Origin of the sequence: Streptomyces armeniacus, assembly GCF_003355155.1 — a bacterium.
Taxonomy (GTDB): domain Bacteria; phylum Actinomycetota; class Actinomycetes; order Streptomycetales; family Streptomycetaceae; genus Streptomyces; species Streptomyces armeniacus.
This window is the reverse complement of the sequence record NZ_CP031320.1, coordinates 6,221,573-6,238,483: the sequence shown is the minus strand read 5'-3', so window position 1 is coordinate 6,238,483 and position 16,911 is coordinate 6,221,573. Positions and strand designations below refer to the sequence as shown.

Annotated in this window: 10 protein-coding genes; 8 read left to right on the top strand and 2 right to left on the bottom strand. The window is 74.0% G+C overall.

Annotation, left to right across the window (positions count from 1 at the left end; genetic code table 11):
* Window positions 1-19 precede the first annotated feature (19 nt).
* The 7 genes from DVA86_RS27050 (at window position 20) to yicI (ending at window position 11,493) form a co-directional block, all read left to right on the top strand.
* A complete protein-coding gene (locus tag DVA86_RS27050; protein ID WP_208882188.1) occupies window positions 20-1,033 on the top strand; it encodes a LacI family DNA-binding transcriptional regulator in 1,014 nt (337 codons plus the stop codon).
* Between the two features lie 310 nt (window positions 1,034-1,343).
* Window positions 1,344-4,328, top strand: coding sequence for a glycoside hydrolase family 3 protein (locus tag DVA86_RS27045; protein WP_208882186.1), 2,985 nt, complete (start codon window positions 1,344-1,346; stop codon window positions 4,326-4,328).
* 85 nt (window positions 4,329-4,413) lie between these two features.
* A complete protein-coding gene (locus tag DVA86_RS27040) occupies window positions 4,414-5,640 on the top strand; it encodes an ABC transporter substrate-binding protein (RefSeq protein WP_208882184.1) in 1,227 nt (408 codons plus the stop codon).
* An 8-nt stretch (window positions 5,641-5,648) separates the two neighbouring features.
* The gene (locus tag DVA86_RS27035; RefSeq protein ID WP_208882182.1) at window positions 5,649-6,635 is read left to right on the top strand and encodes a carbohydrate ABC transporter permease; all 987 of its coding nucleotides are present in this window, start codon (window positions 5,649-5,651) and stop codon (window positions 6,633-6,635) included.
* A 5-nt stretch (window positions 6,636-6,640) separates the two neighbouring features.
* Window positions 6,641-7,513, top strand: a complete 873-nt coding sequence (locus tag DVA86_RS27030) for a carbohydrate ABC transporter permease (protein ID WP_425470935.1) — start codon at window positions 6,641-6,643, stop codon at window positions 7,511-7,513.
* Window positions 7,514-7,618: 105 nt separating this feature from the next.
* Window positions 7,619-9,061 (top strand): GH1 family beta-glucosidase, encoded by a 1,443-nt coding sequence (locus tag DVA86_RS27025; protein ID WP_208882180.1) that lies wholly within the window; start codon window positions 7,619-7,621, stop codon window positions 9,059-9,061.
* Complete coding sequence (yicI, locus tag DVA86_RS27020; protein ID WP_208882178.1) at window positions 9,058-11,493, top strand: alpha-xylosidase; 2,436 nt, start codon at window positions 9,058-9,060, stop codon at window positions 11,491-11,493. The genes DVA86_RS27025 and yicI overlap by 4 nt, the downstream gene beginning before the upstream one ends.
* A 5-nt stretch (window positions 11,494-11,498) precedes the next feature.
* Here the strand turns inward: yicI and DVA86_RS27015 are convergent, their stop codons facing one another.
* Window positions 11,499-12,413 (bottom strand): hypothetical protein, encoded by a 915-nt coding sequence (locus DVA86_RS27015; protein ID WP_208882176.1) that lies wholly within the window; start codon window positions 12,411-12,413, stop codon window positions 11,499-11,501.
* Between the two features lie 11 nt (window positions 12,414-12,424).
* Window positions 12,425-12,880 carry a hypothetical protein gene (locus tag DVA86_RS27010; RefSeq protein WP_208882174.1) on the bottom strand — a complete coding sequence of 152 codons (456 nt, stop codon included), beginning with the start codon at window positions 12,878-12,880 and terminating at the stop codon, window positions 12,425-12,427.
* Window positions 12,881-12,923: 43 nt separating this feature from the next.
* On the opposite strand from DVA86_RS27010, the gene DVA86_RS27005 reads away from it, so the two are divergent.
* Window positions 12,924-16,865 (top strand): CHAT domain-containing protein, encoded by a 3,942-nt coding sequence (locus DVA86_RS27005; protein WP_208882172.1) that lies wholly within the window; start codon window positions 12,924-12,926, stop codon window positions 16,863-16,865.
* Window positions 16,866-16,911: the final 46 nt, after the last annotated feature.

Below are 16,911 nucleotides of genomic sequence, written 5' to 3'. Positions count from 1 at the left end.
GGCTCGGCGGGAGTGTTCGTTGGTCAAGATCACTGACGTGGCGCGGCACGCGGGCGTCTCGCCGAGCACGGTGTCGTACGCGCTGAGCGGCAACAGGTCCATCTCGCAGGCGACTCGGCAGCGCATCGAGGAGAGCATCAAGGCGCTCGGCTACCGGCCGCACGCCGGCGCGCGAGCGCTGGCGAGCAGCCGGTCCAACGTGGTGGCGCTGATGATGCCGCTGCGCAGCGGCATCCACATGCCCGTGCAGATGCAGTTCGCGGCGTCCGTGGTCACCATGGCGCGGACGCACGACCACGACGTCCTCCTGCTGACCCAGGAGGAAGGCGAGGACGGGCTGCGTCGGGTGGCCGGCACGGCGCTCGTGGACGGGCTCATCGTCATGGACGTGCAGCTGGACGACGCGCGTACGCCGCTGCTGCGCACGCTGGGCCTGCCCTCCGTGCTCATCGGCTTCCCCGCCGAGGCCGACGGGCTGACCTGCATCGACCTCGACTTCACGGCGACGGGCGAGGCGTGCGTCCGGCACCTCGCCCAGCTCGGGCACCGCTGCGTGGCACTGCTGGGCTCGCCGCCCGAGGTGTACGCGCGGGGCACCGGCTTCGCGCGGCGTACGGCGGCCGGGTTCACCGCCGCCGCCCACCGCTACGGCATGTCCTCCACGGTGCTGCCGTGCGAGCCCGGCCGGGCCGCGGCACGCGAGACCGCCGACCGGCTGCTGCGCGAACTGCCCGGTCTGACCGGGGTGGTGGTGCACAACGAGCCGGCGCTCGGGCCGCTGCTGGAGGCGTTCCAGCACAGCGGGATGCGCATTCCGGACGACCTGTCGGTCGTCGCCGTGTGCCCGGACGAACTCGCCGAGAACGCGGCCGTGCCGCTCTCGTCCGTCGCCATCCCGGCGGCCGAGGTGGGCGAACGGGCCGTGGAACTGCTGATGGCCAAGCTCAACGACGGCGAGGTGCCGGACGCCACCCTGCTGCCACCGCGGCTGACCCGCCGCGCGAGCACAGCGCCCCGCGACGCGAGCGAGTGAACCAAAGGGTGCGCCGGTGCCGAAAGCGATGAGACCAAGTGAGCGAGGAACGAGCGAGTGCCGGTCGAAGAGCGTCGGCACCGGGTCCAGCGCCCGGAGGTGAACCGAGCGCGTAAATAGGCGGGACGGAGCGCGATCCGCACCCGTACCGCACACGCACCACCCACGTACGCCCACCCGCGTACGCGCACCACCGCACCCCGTAGCCGTACGTCCCCACGCGCAAGAACCGCACCCGCACGCGCAAGAACCGCCCGCACGCCGTTCCCGGGCGGCCGTCATCGAAGCGCTTCGACTCTAGGAGAGTCCCGTGCAGGAACAGGGCACCCCACGACGTCAACTGCTCGCCCTCGGCCTCGCCGCCCCGCTCGCGGCCGGCACCGTGCTGGCCGCCGGCGACGGCGCCACCGCCGCCGCTCGGCCCGCCGCGAGCAGTGCCCCGGCGGCCCGACTCCCGTTCCGCGACCCGCGGCTGACGTTCGAGCAGCGCGTCGGAGATCTGCTCGGGAGACTGACGCGGGACGAGAAGATCTCGCTGCTGCACCAGTACCAGCCCGCGATTCCCCGGCTCGGCCTCCGCGCGTTCCGCACCGGCGGCGAGGCGCTGCACGGCCTCGCCTGGCTCGGCGAGGCCACGGTCTTCCCGCAGGCGGTCGGCCTGGCAGCCACGTGGGACCCGGCGCTGCTGCGGCGGGTCGGCGCGGCCGTCGGCGACGAGGCGCGCGGCTTCCAGCACGAGCGGCCCGAGGGCTGGAGCCTCAATCTGTGGGCGCCCGTGGTGAACCTGCTGCGCGACCCGCGCTGGGGCCGGAACGAGGAGGGGTACTCCGAGGACCCCTGCCTGAGCGGCGTCCTGTCCACCGCGTACGGGCACGGCCTCCAGGGCGACGACCCGCGGTATCTGAAGACGGCGCCCACCATCAAGCACTACCTCGCCAACAACACCGAGAAGGACCGCGTCACCTCCGACTCGGTGCTGCGCCCGCGGGTGCGCAGGGAGTACGACGAGGCGGCGTTCCGGCCCGCGCTCGAGGCCGACGCGGTCACCGGCGTGATGTCCTCGTACAACCTCGTCAACGGGCGTCCCGCCACGGTCAATCCGGACCTGAACGACGTCGTGCGGAAGTGGGCCCGCAAGCCGCTGCTCCACGTCACCGACGCCGACGGCCCCAACAACCTCACCGGCGCGCAGGGTTACTACGCGACGCGCCCCGAGGCGGACGCCGCCGCGCTCAAGGCGGGAATCGACAGCTTCACCGCCGACAGCGCCGAACCGGCGAAGACCGTGCGGTCCCTCACCACGGCCCTGGAGAAGGGCCTGATCACGGAGTCCGAGCTGGACACCGCCGTACGGCACATCCTCCACATCCGCTGCCGGCTCGGGGAGTTCGACCCGGACGGCGGCCCGTACGCGGAGATCACCAAGGCGGCCGTGGACAGCCCGGCGCACCGCGCCCTCGCCCGTACGGCGGCCGAGGAGGCGGTCGTACTCCTCAAGAACCACGCTGAGGCCCTGCCGCTGGACCCCGGCAGGGTGCGGAAGCTCGCCGTCGTCGGCCCGCTCGCCGACACCCTGTACACCGACTGGTACTCGGGCACGATGCCGTACGAGGTCACTCCCCGCGAGGGCATCGTGCGGCGGCTCGGCGGCGCCGGGAAGGTCACCGGCGGCGAGGGCGTCGACCGCGTCGCGCTGCGCGGCGCCGGCGGCGCGTACCTCAGCGCGGGCGGCGGCGAGGACGGCGCGGTGCTCACGGAGAGCGGGGACGGCGCGGGCAGCGCCGAGCAGTTCGACGTCTTCGACTGGGGCCGCGGCATCGTCACGCTGCGCAGTGCCGCCAACGGGAAGTACGTCGGCTGGGACGGGAAGGTCTTCCGCAACGACCAGAAGCAGCCGGGCGGCTGGTTCGTACAGCAGCAGTTCGTGCTGGAGGAGCAGGACGACGGCACCCGCCTGGTGCGGTACGCCGGGTACGAGACGCTCGCGGACTCGTTCGGGCCGAAGCGGTATCTCGCGGCGGGCGCCGACGGCACGGTGACGCTGGCCGCGAAGGAGGACGCCGGGCGGTACGAGCTGCGGACCGTACGGGACGGGGTGGCCGAGGCCGTGGAGGCGGCGCGTGCGGCGGACGCCGCCGTCGTGGTCGTCGGCAGCATGCCCGCGATCAACGGCCGCGAGGACCACGACCGCCCCGACATGGCGCTCGCCGCGGGGCAGGCCGCACTGGTCAAGGCCGTGCACCGGGCCAACCCGCGGACGGTGGTCGTGCTGGAGACCAGCTACCCGGACACCGTCAACTGGGAGCAGGAGCACATACCGGCGCTCGTGTGGACCACGCACGCCGGGCAGGAGACGGGGAACGCCCTCGCCCGCGTGCTGTTCGGCGACGTCAACCCGGCCGGGCGGCTCACCCAGACCTGGTACCGCTCCGAGGACGACCTGCCCGGCCTCCTCGACTACGACATCATCGCCTCCCGCCGCACCTACCTCTACTTCCGCGGCGACCCGCTCTACCCGTTCGGGCACGGCCTGTCGTACACCTCGTTCCGCTACGGCACTCCCGAACCGTCCGCGTCTGCCCTGCGGGAGGACGAGACCGTCACCGTGTCCGTGCGCGTCACGAACACCGGCGCCCGCGACGGCGACGAGGTCGTCCAGCTCTACACCCGCCGCCGCGCCTCCCGCGACGAGCAGCCGCTGCGTCAGCTGCGCGCCTTCACGCGCGTACGGGTCGCGGCGGGCCGCAGCGAGACCGTACGGCTGCGGCTGCGCGCCGCCGACCTCACGCACTGGGACGTCACCCGGGGGCGCGAAGTGCTGGAGGACGGCGTGCACGAGGTGCTGGTCGGCGCCTCCAGCCAGGACATACGCGGCCGTGCCACGCTCCGCGTGCACGGCGAGACGATCCCCGCCCGCGATCTGACCGCCACCACCCGCGCCGCCGACTTCGACGACTGCCGGGACGTACGGCTCGTCGACGAGAGCAAGGCAAGCGGGGAGGCCGTCGGCAGCGAACGGGACGGCGCCTGGATCGCCTTTCGCGACGCCGAACTCGGCTCCGGCGCCACGGAGTTCACCGCGCGCGTCGCCCGCGAGGCCCGGGGCGCCGGCCGTGTCCAGGTCCGGCTCGGCGCGCCGGACGGGCCGCTCGCCGGGACGGCCGAGGTACGCGCCACCGGCGGCAGGTACGCGTACGACACCGTCACCGCCCGGCTGCGCGGCGCGCGCGGCCGGCACGACGTCTACCTCGTGCTGTCCGGGGAGCTGCGGATCGGCTCCTTCTCGCTCCGCTGACCGGCCGCACCGCTGACCGGCCCGCTCCAGGCCGGCCCGCACCGCCCGCCGGCCCTCCCGCCGTACCGGATCGGAGATTCCACCCATGTACTCCCGCCCAGCACGCCCGTTGCTCGCCGTGGCCACGGTGGGGGCGGTGGCCGCGTTCGGCCTCCCCGGCTGCGCCCCCGCCCCGGACCCCGGCACCGTCACCGTGCTCAACTCCGCGACCGACACCGCCGAACACACCAAGAACCAGCGGTTCTTCGACCGCTGCGCCCGCAAGTACGGGCTGCGCGTCGAGCAGAACAGCGTGCCCGCCGACCAGGTGTCGTCCAAGGCGCTGCGGATGGCTTCCTCGAAGTCGCTGCCCGACATCCTCGAACTCGACGGCTCCGAGCTGCCGCAGTTCGCCGAGACCGGCGGCCTGCACAGCCTGAAGGAACTCGGCGTCGACACCACCGGCTTCTCCCGCAGCGCCGTCATCCTCGGCAGCTACGACGGCACCCGCTACGGCGTCGCCCGCGCCGCCAACTCCCTCGCCCTCTACTACAACAAGGACCTGCTGAAGAAGGCCGGCGTCGAGCCGCCCCGTACGTGGGACGAACTGCGCGCCGCGGCCCGCGAACTGACCGGCGACGGCCGCTACGGGCTGGCCTTCAGCGCCAGCCCGGACGCCGACGGCGTCTACCAGTTCCTGCCGTTCTTCTGGTCCTCGGGCGGCGACGAGGCCCGCCTCGACGACGGCAAGGGCGTCGCGGCGCTGGAGCTGTGGCAGCGGCTGGTGGCCGACAAGTCCGTCTCCAAGGCCGTCGTCAACTGGAACCAGCAGGACGTCAACGACCAGTTCGTGGCGGGCCGTACGGCCATGATGATCAACGGGCCCTGGCAGGTGCCGGTGCTGGCCGCCCAGAAGGACGTCGACTGGGCCGTCGCCGACATGCCCGTACCGGAGGCCGGCGACACGGCCGTCACCCCGATCGGCGGCACCGTGATGACCGTGCCCAGGAACGAGGACGACAGCCGCGAGAAGAACGCCGCCAAGATCCTCAACTGCCTCAACACGCCCGAGAACCAGCTCGCCTGGGGCGAGGCCGTCAACAACGTCCCGACCCGCGCCGCCGCCGCCCGCACCTACGCGCGGCAGAACCCGAAGCTGGCCCCGTTCGCCGGGCTGGTCACCACCGCCCGTTCCCGCACCGCGCAGGTCGGCGCCGGCTGGCCCGTCGTGGGCGACGCGCTCGCCGGCGCGTTCCAGTCCGTGCTCACCGGCCAGGCGAGCCCGGAGAGCGCCCTGCGCCGCGCGCAGCGGCAGGCGACGGCGGGGGAGTGAGGAGCCGTATGAGCACCGCCACGACACCGTCCGCGACGCCCGCGCCCGCACCCGCGTCCGAGCCGGGGAAGGCCGCGGGCACACCCGATGCGGCGGCCCGCCGGGGACGCCGTACGGCCCTGCTGCGCTGGCTGTTCATCGCGCCCGCGCTGGTCTACATGGCCGCCTTCTTCGGCTACCCGCTGGTGCGCAACGTGCTGATGAGCTTCCAGCACTACACGCCCACCACCTACTTCACCGGCGAGGCTCCCTTCCACGGCCTCGCCAACTACCGGGCCGTGCTCGACGACCCGCTGTTCACCGACGCCCTCTGGCACACCGCGCTGTTCACGGCCGGGTCGCTCCTCGGCCAGTTCACCATCGGGCTGGCGCTCGCCGTCTTCTTCTCCCGCCGCTTCCGGCTGTCCGGCACCGTACGGGCCGTGCTGCTGCTGCCCTGGCTGGTGCCGATGGTGGTCGCCGCGGTCGTCTGGCGGCGCATCCTCGACCAGGAGCACGGCGTCCTCAACTCGGCCCTCCAGACGCTCGGTCTGACGGACGGCGGCGTGCCCTGGCTGAACAGCCCCAGCGTGGCGCTGCTGTCCGCGGTGCTGGTCAACATCTGGATCGGCATCCCGTTCAACATGGTCATCCTCTACGGCGGCCTCCAGGAGATACCGCGCGACCTGTACGAGGCGGCCGCCCTGGACGGTGCCGGGCCGTGGCGCGTCTTCCGCAGCATCACGCTGCCGATGCTGCGGCCGGTCATCACCGTCGTGCTGGTGCTGGGCTTCATGTCGACGGTGAAGATCCTCGACCTGATCCTCGCGCTCACCTCGGGCGGCCCCGCCGACTCCACCCAGACGCTCGGCACCGTCACCTACCAGATGTCGTTCATGCGCCTCGACTTCGGGCAGGGCGCCGTCGTCGGCAATGTCCTCATCCTGATCAGCGCGGTGTTCGCCGTGCTGTACCTGTACGCCGACCGCGCCGGCTCCGGCCGCACCGGGAAGTGATCACGTTGGCTACGACCACCACGACCACAACCACCACCAGCACGGGACGCACCCGCGCGCGCGGCAGCCGCAGCGCACGCGCCTGGCGCGCCTGGAACACCGTCGCGGCGCTGCTGATCCTCGCCGTGCTGCTGTTCCCCGTCTACTGGATGCTGTCCACCGCGCTCCAGCCCTCCGCGGGCATCGCCGTCGACTGGTTCCCGACCTCGCCCGGCCTGGCCAGCTTCCGGGAGGCGCTGGACAGCCAGGGCCGCGCGCTGCTCACCAGCCTCGGCATCGCCCTCGGCGCCGTCGCCGTCTGCCTGGTGCTGGCCGCGCCCGCCGCGTACGGGCTCGCCCAGTTCGGGCTGCGCGGCAGCCGCGCCATCGTCTTCACCACGCTCATCACGCAGATGGTGCCGGGCATCGTCATCGCCAACGCCCTCTACAGCGCGTACGCGGAACTGCGGCTCGTCAACTCGTACCTCGGGCTGATCCTCGCCGACGCCTCCCTGGGGCTGCCGTTCTCCATCGTGCTGCTGCGCGCGTTCATGGTCTCCATCCCCACCGAGGTGGTGGAGGCGGCGCTGGTGGACGGCGCGAACCGGTTCACGGCGTTCGTACGGGTCGTCCTGCCGATGAGCCGCAACGCGCTGATCACGGCGGGGCTGTTCACGTTCCTGTTCGCCTGGTCGGACTTCATGTTCGCGCTGACGCTCAACACCACGGACGACGTGAAGCCGGTGACGCTCAGCATCTACCAGTTCGTCGGCGCGCACGTCAGCGACTGGGGCGCCGTCATGGCCACGGCCGTGCTGTCGGCCGTACCGGCGGCGGTGCTGCTGGTCGTCGCGCAGAAGTACATCTCCGCCGGGATCACCGGCGGGTCCGTGAAGTAGCCGCCGCCCGCCCACCGTTCACAACCAAGCCAGCACACGCAGCAGGCACACGCAGACCAGCACAGGCAAGCCAGCATCGCGAGCAAGCAAGGGGTACCCCACCTGATGAGTCCGGAATCCACCCGGTTCCCGACGGCGCTCACCGCGCTCCCCGCGGACTTCGTCTTCGGCGCCGCCACCGCCAGCTACCAGATCGAGGGCGCGTACGACGAGGACGGGCGCGGCCCGTCGATCTGGGACACGTACTGCCGTGAGCCCGGACGCGTCGCAGACGGCGCCACCGGGGACGTCGCCTGCGACCACTACCACCGCTACCCCGAGGACGTCGCCCTGCTGCGCGGCCTCGGCGTGCACAGCTACCGCTTCTCCATCGCCTGGCCCCGCGTCCAGCCCACCGGCGAAGGGCCTGCCAACGCGCGCGGCCTGGACTTCTACGACCGGCTCGTGGACGAGCTCCTCGCCGCCGGCGTCAGCCCCGCCGCCACCCTCTACCACTGGGACCTGCCGCAGGCCCTGGAGGACCGCGGCGGCTGGCGCGTACGGGAGACCGCCGAGCGGTTCGCCGAGTACGCCGCGCTCACCGCCGAGCGGCTCGCCGACCGCGTCCCGCGCTGGATCACTCTCAACGAGCCGTTCTGCAGCGCGTTCGTCGGCCACGCCATCGGCGGCCACGCCCCCGGCACCCGCGAGGGCGCGGGCGCGCTCGCCGCCGCCCACCACCTCCTCGTCGGGCACGGGCTCGCCGTACGGGCCCTGCGCGCCGCCGGCGCCGGGCAGGTCGGCATCACCCTCAACCCGGACCGGCTGCTGCCCGCCACCGAAGCGCCCGCCGACCACGCGGCGGTGCGCCGCGCCGAGACGCTGCACAACGAGGTGTGGCTCGACCCGCTGTTCGCCGGGCGCTACCCGCGCGACGAGACCGGGACCTGGGGCGGGCTCGCGGACGGCCCCTGGCGCCTCGACGGCGACCTGGAACGCATCGCGGCACCACTGGACTTCACCGGCATCAACTACTACCGGCCGATCACCGTCACCGACGCGCCGTACCGCGACCCGGACCCCGCGACCCGTACGGCCGCCGACATCCGCGTCGAGCAGGTCGCGCGCGACGGCGTACGGCACACCACCATGGGCTGGCCGGTCATGCCGCACACCTTCACCGACCTCCTCGTGGACCTCAGCAGGCGCTACCCCGCGCTGCCCCCGCTGTACATCACCGAGAACGGCTCCGCCGAGGCCGACACCGTCGCCCCCGACGGGCACGTGCACGACGCCGACCGCGTGGACTACCTGCGCGACCACCTCACGGCGCTGGCCGGCGCGATCGCCGCGGGCGTCGACGTACGCGGCTACTACGTCTGGTCCCTGCTCGACAACTTCGAGTGGGCGCGCGGCTACGGGCAGCGCTTCGGGCTCGTACGCGTCGACTACGACACGCAGGAGCGCCTCCCCAAGGACAGCTACCACTGGTACCGCGGCCTGATCGCCGCCCACCGCGAGCACCACGCACAGCAGGCACAGCACACCGGAGAGCAGGCAGACCGATGAAGTTCACCGACGGCTACTGGCTGATGCGGGAGGGCGTGCAGGCCGCCTACGCCACCGAGATCGCCGACACCCGCGTCGACGACGACCGCCTCACCCTCTACGCGCCCGTACGCCACGTCCGGCACCGCGGCGACACCCTCAACGCCCCCCTGCTGACCGTCGAGTGCTTCGCGCCCGCCGACGGCGTGATCGGCGTACGCGTCACCCACCACGCGGGCGGCCCCGACCCGGGCCCCCACTTCGCGCTGCACGGGCCCGCCGAAGGCGCCGCGCCCGCCGGCAAGGTCAGCCGCGACGGCTCGGTGCTCGAACTGGCCGCGGGCGCGCTGTCGCTGCGGGTCGACACGGCGGGCCCGTACCGGCTGGACTTCACCGCCGGCGGCCGCACCCTCACCTCCGTCGGCACCCGCGGCACCGGCTACGCCACCACGCCCGACGGCACGCACCACTCCGTCGCGCAGCTCTCCCTCGGCGTCGGCGAACTCGTCTACGGCCTCGGCGAGCGCTTCACCCCGCTGCTGCGCAACGGGCAGAGCGTCGACATCTGGCAGGCCGACGGCGGCACCGCGAGCGAACTCGCGTACAAGAACGTGCCGTTCCACCTCACCAACCGCGGCTACGGCGTCTTCGTCAACCACCCCGGCACCGTGTCGTACGAGATCGGCTCCGAGGCCGTCGGGCAGGTGCAGTTCAGCGTCGCCGACCAGGTCCTCGAGTTCCACGTCGTCCACGGCCCGTCCCCGAAGGAGATCCTCGACCGCTACACCGCGCTCACCGGCCGCCCCGCGCTGCCCCCGGCGTGGTCGTTCGGGCTGTGGCTGTCGACGTCGTTCACCACCTCGTACGACGAGGAGACCGTCAGCCGCTTCGTCCGCGGCATGGCCGAACGGGACATCCCGCTCGGCGTGTTCCACTTCGACTGCTTCTGGATGCGCGCCTACCAGTGGTGCGACTTCACCTGGGACCCCGACGTCTTCCCCGACCCCGAAGGCATGCTCGCGCGGCTCAAGGAGGAGCACGGGCTGCGGATCTGCGTGTGGATCAACCCGTACATCGCCCAGAAGTCCCCGCTGTTCGCGGAGGCCGCGCGGCTCGGCTACCTCGTACGCAGGCCCGACGGCGGCGTGTGGCAGTGGGACATGTGGCAGGCGGGCATGGGCCTGGTCGACTTCACGCACCCGGGAGCGCGGGAGTGGTACGCCGAGAAGCTGCGCGGGCTGCTCGGGCAGGGCGTCGACTGCTTCAAGACCGACTTCGGCGAACGCGTCCCCACCGACGTCGTCTGGCACGACGGCTCCGACCCCGAGCGGATGCACAACCACTACACCCACCTCTACAACCGCACCGTCTTCGACACCCTCACCGAGGAGCGCGGTGCGGACGAGGCCGTGCTGTTCGCGCGCTCCGCGACGGCGGGCGGGCAGCAGTACCCCGTGCACTGGGGCGGCGACTGCGAGTCCACCTTCGAGGCCATGGCCGAGTCGCTGCGCGGCGGGCTGTCGCTCGGGCTGTCCGGGTTCGGCTTCTGGAGCCACGACATCGGCGGCTTCGAGGGCACACCGAGCCCCGAGGTCTTCAAGCGGTGGGTGCCGTTCGGGCTGCTGTCCTCGCACAGCAGGCTGCACGGCAGCTCCTCGTACCGGGTGCCGTGGGCCTTCGACGCGGCCGACGAGAGCTCTGCGGGTGACGACGGTGATACGGGTACGGGCGACGGTACGGACACGGGCTCGGCCGTCGCCGTCACCCGCGACTTCACCCGGCTCAAGCACCGGCTGATGCCGTACCTCTACCGCGCCGCCCGGCAGGCCGCCGAGCACGGCACGCCCGTGATGCGCGCGATGCTCCTGGAGTTCCCCGACGACCCCGGCTGCCACACCCTGGACCGGCAGTACATGCTCGGCGACGACCTGCTCGTCGCGCCCGTCTTCACCGCCGACGGCACCGTCGACTACTACGTGCCGGCCGGCGAGTGGACGCGCGTACTGACGGGTGAGCGCGTCACCGGCCCCGGCTGGCGGCGCGAGCGGCACGGCTTCGACAGCCTGCCGCTGCTGGCACGGCCCGGGTCGGTCATCCCGTTCGGTGCACGGGACGACAGCGCCGTCTACGACTGGGCGGACGGCGTGACCCTGCGCGCGTACGCCCTCCGCGACGGCGAGACCATCACCACCCGCGTACCGGCCGCCGACGGCGCACCCGGCGCCGTCTTCCGCACCCGGCGCGCGGGGCGCCGGATCACCACCGAGGCGAGCGGGGCGCGCGGGCCCTGGCACGTACTCCTCGCGGGCGAGCACGCCGCCGTACCCGAGGGCACGGGCGTGACCGCGCACGAGACCGGGGACGGCACGCTCCTCACCGCCCCCGCCGGAACGGCCGGACTGACCGCGCTGCTGGGCGCGGACGGGGACGGGGACGGGGCGGACGGCACGTAAAGCCGCTACGGCTCGTCCGACGGCAGCCGTCCCGACGCCGCGTACTCCGTCACCAGCTCGCCCGTACGCCGTGAGGGCGGGCTGCCCTCGGCGAGCAGGCCCAACTGGCGGGCCAGGTCCGGGAAGTGGAACCGGGTCACCGCCTCCACCAGCGTCGCGTACGTGTCCGTGGCGGCGCGCGCCCTGTGCCATGCCGTGGCCGTGACCGCGGCGGAGACCAGCAGGCCCGGCCACCACGCCGCGGCGACGAGCAGGTACAGCAGGCCCCAGCCCGCCAGCGTCGCCGCCCTGGCCATCGCCTCGCGGGCCGCCGTCACCTCCGCGCGCGTCGTGTCGGACGCCGCCAGCCACAGCTGCGGCCACACCATGCCGACGTCCACGCCCAGGTCGCGGCGCAGCCGGGTCTCCGTGGCGTGCAGCCGGTCGCCCGCCCACGTCGGCCGGTCCGGGGCCACCTGCGCGACGCGGCGCAGCCGGTGCCGGGCGGCCTGGACGGCACGCGTGCCGGGCCCGTGCTCGGCCGCGGCACGCGCGACGGCGTCCCGGCGGCCGGCGTAACGGGCCCGGCGCCGCTCCGTACGGCGCTCCGCCAACCGCCGTACGGGCGCGGGCCAGCCCTGCCAGCCGGCGGCCAGCCAGCCGCGTTCCAGCAGCGAACCCAGCGCCTGCGCGCACACCCCGCACGCCGCCGACGCGACGAGCACCCCGGCGAGCAGCGCCACGAGCCGGGACGACGTACCCGCCCACTGGTCGGTGTACGCGCCGAGCCGGCCGGGGAGCACGGCGATGTCGTACCAGCGGCGGTGGCCCAGTTCGTGCCCGGCGGCGAGCACGGTGAGGAGCAGGGCGCCGGGCAGCACGAGCAGCGACAGCCAGCGTTCGGCGATCTGTTTGCCGAGTTCGGTCAGCAGCCCTCCCATCGCGCGGGCCGCTACAGGTTCCTGAGCGGCATCGGCCGGCCGTCGATCGCGCACTCCGGTCCGTCCGCCGCGGCGGCCTCCGGCCAGACGTACCGGGCGCACCGGCCGTGCGGGCAGAGGTGGGCCTTCTCGGTGTCGTCGCCCGGCACCGGCCGCGCCGACGGAGCGGAGAACCCGACCGGCCGCGCCCCCGTGTCGCCGCGCCCGAACCAGTCGCCCCGCAGGCCCGCGTACACGCCCAACGCGTCGCCCGCGGCCTGCACTTGGTGGTGCAGCGCGTCCAGCGCGGCGTCCACGTCCGCGGCCGTGCGCCGCTCCCGTACGGCGTCCAGCAGCCGTTCGACGGCGTCGCCGGACGGCAGCGTCTCGCGCAGGTACGGGAGGTTCTCGCAGACGTACGCGAGTCCGCGCGCGCGGCGTGCCGCCCGCCTGGGGTCGTCGGTCACGTGCTGTGGCTCGTCGGTCACTTGTCCCCTCCCGTTCGTTGCCGGAGGTTACTACCATGCCGTCATGGGTGACGGGGGAACACCGGGCACCGCGCTGCCGGGAGTGCCGGGGGAGCCGGGACGGCCCGGTGCGCTGCCGGGACTGCCCGGACTCGCCGAGGTGACCGCCCGGCTGGAGCGGGTCCGGCGCACCGGCGATCCCGCTCCCGTACTGGAGCCCGCCTCGCTCGCCGCCGCCCACCGGCTCACGCGGGCAGTACGGCAGCGGTACGACACCGACGCCCTGCGGGCCCGGCACCCGCTCGGCTGCCTGCACTGGACACGCGCGAACGCGCTCGGCCCGAAGGCGGGGGAGGAGGACCGTACGCGCGCCGTACAGGCGTTCGCGGTCTGCTTCGTCGCGGGCATCGACGACCTGCCCGGCGAACTCATGCCCGGAATCACCGGTTTCGCCGCGCGGCTCACCCTCCACGACACCCTGGGCGTCGCGGACTCGTACGACGCGGACCTCATCACGAAGGTGATCTGGATGTGGGAGCGGATCGAGAGCGCCGTCGCGCCCGGCGATCCGCGGCTGCCCGTGTACGTCGCCAACCTGGCGTTCGCGGCGCGCCTCCGCTTCCAGCACGAAGGGTCGCCGGCGGACCTGTCGACGGCGCTCGGCGCCGGCCGCCGGTCGCTCCGGCTGGCGCCGCCCGGCCACCCGGAGCGGGGCCTGTGCCTGGCCAACCTGGCCAGCGCGCTGGGGGTGCGGTACGTGCGTGAGCGTACCGGCGAGGACCTCGACCTGGCCGTGGACCTGCTGCGCCAGGCGGTGGAGCACACCCCCGCCGGCCACCCCAACCGGGCCGTGTACCTGGGGGACCTGGGTGGAGTCCTGGAGCAGCGGTACGCCCGCGACGACGACCCGGCGGACATCGACGAGGCCGTCACGGCGCTGCGCGAGGCCGCGCGGAGCAGCGCCACGGGTGCGAAGGGGACCGGGAACGTACTCCTCAACCTGGGGTCCGCGCTGTACCTGCGCTACACGATCACCCAGGACGAAGCAGACCTCGACGAGAGCCTGCCGCTCCTGCGGTCCGCGCTCGACGGCGCCCCCGCAGGGAGCATGTGGCACCTCCACAGCCTCACCTCCCTGGGCTCGGCGCTGGTGGGGAGGTACGAACTCCGCGGCGACACCGGCGACGTGGACGAGGCGGTCGGCCTCCAGAGGCGAGCCGTCGCGGCGGCCCCGGTCGGCACCCCGTTCCGCAGGAGGGCCCTCCTCGCGCTGACGTACGCGCTGTACTACCGCGTCGTGTACGGCGCGCCGCCGGAACTCCTGGACGAGGCCGTGGACGTGGCCACGGAGACCCGCGACCGCCTGGCCGTCTCCGACGCCGCCTACACCGCGTGCTCGGTCTTCCTGGCGGAGATGCTGCGCATGCGGTACGAACGGGCCGGGGACGCCCGCGACCTGGCCGCCGCGCGTGAACTCTGCCGGGTCGCACCCGGATCCGTGGCCGCCGACGACCCGGCGTACCAGCCCGCGTACCAACTGGCCATGGCCGGCGTGCTGTTCGCGCGGGCGCTGGACAGCGGCTCCATGGCGGACCTGGACGAGGTGGTGAACACGTACCGCGCGGTGCTGCGCGGCGCGACCGCCCACGGCCCGCAGCCGCTGGTCGTGGCCGGCCTGGCGCAGGCGCTTCAGACCAGGTTCGCCCGCACCGCCGCGGGCGCGGATCTGGACGCGGCGGTCACCGCCCTCCGCGAGGCCGGCGAGCAGTTGCCGGCCGCCGACAACGGCCGGCCCATGCTGCTGTACGCCCTCGGGACCGCGCTGGCGAGACGCGCCGCCTACCGCGAGTCGGCGGCCGACGCCGAAGCGGCCGCCGACGCCTGCGAGTCCGCGCTGCGGACCGCCCCCGTCGACTGGTTCCACCGGCACGCGACGCTGGCCAACTGGAGCGGCGTGCTGCTGCAGCGGTTCAAGCTGGCCGGCCGCGAGGCGGACCTCGACGAGGCCGTCGGCCTCGCCCGCAAGGCCGTACGGTACGCCCCGGCGGAAGGCCCGAGCCGCACCTCGTGCCTGCACATCCTCGGGCGGGTCCTGCTGACCCGGTACCGGAAGGTCACCTCGGACGCGTCGGCACGGGACCTGGACGAGGCACTCGCCACACTGCGCCAGGCGCACCGCGACACCCCGCACGAGCGGGCCCGGCGGGGCGGAATCCTGGACGCCCTCGGCGAAGCCCTGCGCGTCCGCTTCGAGCACCTCGGCGACGCGTCCGACCGGGACGCGGCGGTGCGCGCGTACGAGGAGGCCGCGCGGCACCCTTCGGCCACGCCGTTCGCGCGCATCGAGGCGCTGGTCGAGGCGGCACGGCTGACGGCGGAGAGCGACCCCGTACGGGCCGGCGACCTCTACGAGGAGGCGGTGACGCTGCTGCCCCGCGTGGCACCGCGCCAGCTGTACCGGGGCGAACAGCAGCGCGTGCTCCGCGAACTGCCCGGCCTCGCGAGCGAGGCCGCCGCGCTGGCCCTGTCCGACACGCGCGGCACACCCGCCGGACGCGCGGCACGCGCCGTACAGCTCCTGGAGGCCGGCCGGGGCGTCCTCATGGGCCAGGCCCTCGACCTCCGCGGCGGCGACCGGGACGAACTGGCCGCACTCCGGCAGCAGTACCCCGCCCGCGCCGCCCGCTTCGAGAGCCTGCGCGACCGGCTCGACCAGCCCGCGGACGCCACCGACACCCTCATGGGCACCGCCGCCGGCGGCGGCACCGGCGACCGGCACCGGCTGGTCGCCGACTTCGAGACCGAGCTGGCCGCGATACGGAAGCTGCCCGGGTTCGCGACCTTCGCCCTGCCGCCGCCGCTCGGCGAACTCCTCGCCGAGGCGCGGGAGGGCGCCGTGGTGATGCTCAACGTCAGCTCGCTGCGCAGCGACGCCCTCGTACTCACCGGCTCCGGCGTCACCGCCCTGCCGCTGCCCGGACTCGGCGCGGACGCCGTGACCCGGCAGAGCGAGCTGTTCCAGGCTGCCGTACACGACGCGAACGCCGCCCCGGACGGCCGCCGCCGCAGGGAGGCGCAGCGGGAACTGGCCGGGGTGCTGGGGTGGTTGTGGGACGCCGCGGCCGAACCGGTGCTGGCGGAGCTGGGGCACGGCGGGGCGCCGCGGGGCGGGTCCGAGTCCGACGCCGCGTCCGACGCGTACGGCTCCGCCTGGCCGCGCGTGTGGTGGGTGCCGTGCGGGCCGCTCAGCCTGCTGCCGGTCCACGCGGCGGGCCGCCACGACGAGCCGGGAGCGGCCGTACTGGACCGGGTCGTGTCGTCGTACACCCCCACCGTCCGCGCCCTGCGGCACGCCCGCCGCCCCTTGCCCGACGGCGGCGGCAACGGGCGGCCGCTCGTCGTCGCCATGCCCACCACACCCGGCCACGCCCCGCTCGACCACGTGCCGGACGAAGTCGCGGCCGTAACGGCGCGCCTCGCGGCGCGCCTCGCGGGGCGCGAGGAGCCCGGCAGCGAGCCGCCGACGCGGGACGCCGTCCTGGCGCGGCTGGCCGGCACGCCGGTCGCCCACTTCGCCTGCCACGGCGAGACGGACGCGGCCGACCCGTCGCAGAGCCGGCTGTTCCTCCACGACCACGACAGCGCGCCCTTCACGGTCGGCACGCTGGCGTCCGTACGACTCGACCACGCCCGGCTCGCGTACCTCTCCGCCTGCCGTACGGCGGTCACCGCGGGCGCGCTGTCCGACGAGGCGATCCACCTCACAGCGGCGTTCCAACTCGCGGGATTCCGGCACGTGGTGGGCACGCTCTGGCAGATCGTCGACGACACGGCCGTCACCCTCGCCGACGACTTCTACGCCGGCCTCGGCCCGTACCCAGGCCCAGGCCCGGTCCCTCCCCCGGACCGCGCCGCGTACGCGCTGCACGCCGCCGTACGCGCCCTCCGCGCCCGCCTCCCCGCCACCCCGTCCCTCTGGGCCGCGCACGTCCACGCGGGTGCCTGACGAGCCGTCAAAACGTTGACAGCCTGTTCTCCCTTGCAAACGAGTA

Coding starts and splice junctions, on each gene's coding strand:
- DVA86_RS27040 (WP_208882184.1), top strand. CDS start 4,414: ATGTACTCCCGCCCAGCACGCCCGTTGCTCGCCGTGGCCACGGTGGGG.
- DVA86_RS27005 (WP_208882172.1), top strand. CDS start 12,924: ATGGGTGACGGGGGAACACCGGGCACCGCGCTGCCGGGAGTGCCGGGG.
- DVA86_RS27035 (WP_208882182.1), top strand. CDS start 5,649: ATGAGCACCGCCACGACACCGTCCGCGACGCCCGCGCCCGCACCCGCG.
- DVA86_RS27015 (WP_208882176.1), bottom strand. CDS start 12,413: ATGGGAGGGCTGCTGACCGAACTCGGCAAACAGATCGCCGAACGCTGG.
- yicI (WP_208882178.1), top strand. CDS start 9,058: ATGAAGTTCACCGACGGCTACTGGCTGATGCGGGAGGGCGTGCAGGCC.
- DVA86_RS27025 (WP_208882180.1), top strand. CDS start 7,619: ATGAGTCCGGAATCCACCCGGTTCCCGACGGCGCTCACCGCGCTCCCC.